Here is a 2,885-nt window from a genome sequence, read left to right as displayed (position 1 = left end):
CGGTGCGAGACGTTCTCGAGTAAGTAATGCGGGAGCATAGGCGACAACGAGGACTATTCTTAATTGTAGAAACATCGAAAACAATAAAGAGTAGGATAACTGTTCAGGCGAGTGAGAGGAATGAAGGAGTAACGCCCCGAAACTCTCCCAGTGAGATTCCCAACTGCATACACTCGGCAGAGTGAGATGTTGGAAGCAGGGTAAAACATGCGGTTACGGTTCGTAGTGTCTATATGGATAACCGAAAGCCAGCAGGAATAATAAACCGGCTGGAACTAACTAAGTACCGTATGCTGTCAACCGACAAGGTGAGAATGTGTAAACACTGACGAACTTGCGAATGTACACCTCGATAGGTTTACGGGTCAGAAATGATTCGGAGTCTGAAAATAAGACTTGTCTAATGGATTGGAAACATCGCATAGTGACCAATCCTAACGTTGTTACAGGCAACGGAGCTAGACACGGGGTAAAGCAAGCACCTAAATCGGAGATTGAAAGATCTTTAAAACAACGATAGTCTGAACGGAACGTCGAAAGCCACTAACGTTGGGTCTATGACTCTATCGGCGGATATAGTTGAATACGAAACGGGTAACCGAGGGAAGTATTCTTAATAGTGGTGAGAGTAGTGGCACGACCGTTGAAGATTCTGTAATGGAATTGGAGGAACAGCCACAAGCCTATTTGTAGGAACTGAAATTTCATCTAATCTTGCATGGATTCTGGTAAGACTCAAAAGGTCACCAAATCAATATGAGAGTAGGTGATAGACCATGAATGATAGAACTAAGTCCACGCCAAAGAATAAGAAACTAAGACACAACGAATACTACGGTATCCAAACTTTCTTAGATAACTTATACCAGAAGGCAACAAAGAAAAATTCTTTTAAAAATTTAATGCCTATCATTATATCAGATGAAAATATACTCCTCGCGTTTCGTAATATTAAAGGAAACAAAGGGAGTAAAACAGCAGCTTGTGACAATGTAAACATTAAGGATATTGAGAGAATGGAACAAAGCTATTTCTTGAACGAAGTAAAAAGACGCTTTCAAAACTACCAACCGCAGAAAGTAAGGCGCAAGGAAATACCGAAACCCAATGGGAAAACCAGACCTCTGGGAATACCAAGTATGTGGGATAGGATTATCCAACAATGCATCTTACAAGTAATGGAGCCTATCTGTGAAGCACACTTCTGTAACCGAAGTCATGGATTTCGCCCAAACAGAAGTGCTGAAAATGCTATAGCAGACGCAACAAAACGGGTAAATCAGCAAAACCTTACATATGTGGTGGATATAGACATTCAGGGATTCTTTGACGAAGTAAGTCACGTCAAACTCATGCGCCAACTATGGACACTGGGTATTCGTGACAAACAACTACTAGTCATTATCCGGAAAATATTGAAAGCGCCAGTGCAACTGCCTAACGGCAAAACGATATTTCCGACCAAAGGTACCCCGCAAGGTGGTATCCTTAGTCCACTACTCGCCAATGTTAACCTTAACGAATTTGACTGGTGGATTAGTAATCAATGGGAAACTTTCAAAGCCAAGAAGGTAAAGCCGAGATTGAAAGATGGGATTTGGAGTAATGACACTGTAACATATTGTCTATCCAAAACATCCAAGATGAAACCAATGTATATCGTAAGATACGCAGATGATTTTAAAATCTTTACAAATACACGTAGGAATGCGGAGAAAATTTTCGAAGCAACTCAAATGTGGTTAGAAGAACGTCTAAAACTGCCTATCTCAACCGAAAAGTCTAAAGTAACCAATCTGAAAAAGCAACAGAGTGAATTCTTAGGTTTCACTCTTAAGGCTGTAAAGAAAGGTAAGAAGAACGGTAACACACGATACATTGCAGTAACACACATCTCTCCAAAAGCACTGGAAAAAACAAAACAAGATTTAGCAAAACAAGTGAAAAGGATACAGAGAACCCCAAACTCTAATGAAACAATTAAGAGAATCAGTATATACAACAGCATGGTCATTGGTAAGCACAACTATTATAAAATAGCAACGCATGCTTCCCTGGATTTCAGTAAAATGAACCATAGTCTTGGTCACATGATGTATAACAGATTCCCAAAGTCAAAAATTAGAGGAAAAAGCAACACAAACGGATACACGAATATAGGGAAATATAAAGGGAAAGACAGAGGTATTAAACCATACCTAAAGTCAAAAGCGATGAGATTTCTCATGAAATGTCCTATTTTACCAATCTCCTATATTCAACACAAAAAACCGATGATGAAAAAGCAATCTATTAACAGATACACCGCAGAAGGACGAGCCCTTATACACAAAAACTTGGCAGAAATAACCGAAGCGGAACTGAAATGGTTAAGAGAAAACCCAGTTATAAATGAACGGGCAACCATAGAATACAATGATAATCGAATTTCTCTTTATATTGCACAAAAAGGAAGATGCAGTGTAACAGGTGAGAAACTCTCGCCTTGGGACATCCACTGTCACCATAAGCGATTATGGAGTGAAACAAGGGATGACAGCTACAAAAATCTTACCATCATCAAGCCAAGTGTCCATACACTAATACACGCGACCAATATAGAAACCATAAACCAATTCCTCAATAAATTAAAACTCAACGAGGAACAGTTAGGCAAACTTAATAAATTGCGGAAATTAGTCAAAAATGAGGAAATCTGTATGTAATCACAAAATGAAGTGGATATGGAACATGAACAACTAGCGTTGTTTGCTTAGAGCTTATCATTATTAGATGAAAAGAAAACTACAATATAGGTGGACCGCGGTATGCCGTGAAAGTGGCACGTACCGTGCGGATCGGGGGAAAAGTTGGAGATAACCTCAAAGACTTACCTATCGACAATT

The 2,885-nt window shown here is 39.4% G+C and carries 1 protein-coding gene; it reads left to right on the top strand.

The annotated features are described in order from the left end of the window. The first annotated feature begins 776 nt into the window (after window positions 1-776). Window positions 777-2,705, top strand: coding sequence for a group II intron reverse transcriptase/maturase (gene ltrA, locus BAQ44_RS00305; protein WP_000999901.1), 1,929 nt, complete (start codon window positions 777-779; stop codon window positions 2,703-2,705). Window positions 2,706-2,885: the final 180 nt, after the last annotated feature.

Origin of the sequence: Bacillus mobilis (assembly GCF_001884045.1) — a bacterium.
Classification (GTDB): Bacteria; Bacillota; Bacilli; order Bacillales; family Bacillaceae_G; genus Bacillus_A; species Bacillus_A mobilis.
Note: the sequence above shows the minus strand (reverse complement) of the source record. Positions and strands in the feature narration are given on the sequence as shown.

Coding starts and splice junctions, on each gene's coding strand:
- ltrA (WP_000999901.1), top strand. CDS start 777: ATGAATGATAGAACTAAGTCCACGCCAAAGAATAAGAAACTAAGACAC.